The sequence below is a fragment of the Barnesiella sp. ET7 genome, from assembly GCF_024733785.1.
Lineage (GTDB): Bacteria > Bacteroidota > Bacteroidia > Bacteroidales > Barnesiellaceae > Barnesiella > Barnesiella merdigallinarum.
In genome coordinates this window covers 1-268 of the sequence record NZ_JANRHM010000097.1, presented here as the reverse complement: position 1 = coordinate 268, position 268 = coordinate 1, and the positions used below count along the sequence as shown (strand labels likewise).

The window sequence follows — 268 nt, the reverse complement described above, 5'->3', positions numbered from 1 at the left end:
AGTGAAGAGCGTAGAGTTCGGTGCGAAGTGCAACAACATCCAGGTTGACGGACTCTCATTCATCGAGAAGCTGTCATTCAATGCCTTCAACGAGGGAACCAGGCTTACGCACTGCCTGAAGATGCACCGAAAGCTCTTCGGTGTGGAGGCGAAGAAGGTCGGAGGAGATGCAGGCTATGCCGGCAGCGCCAACAGGGGGTACTGCAAGGATAGAGGAATACAGACGTCATTCGTCAAGCGTGGCCGTCCGTCCTTGGAAAAGAAAGAG

At 54.1% G+C, this 268-nt stretch carries 1 pseudogene; it reads left to right on the top strand.

Annotated elements, in window-relative coordinates:
• Positions 1 to 268 (top strand): annotated as a pseudogene (locus NW211_RS14085) (DDE transposase); the annotation flags it as partial.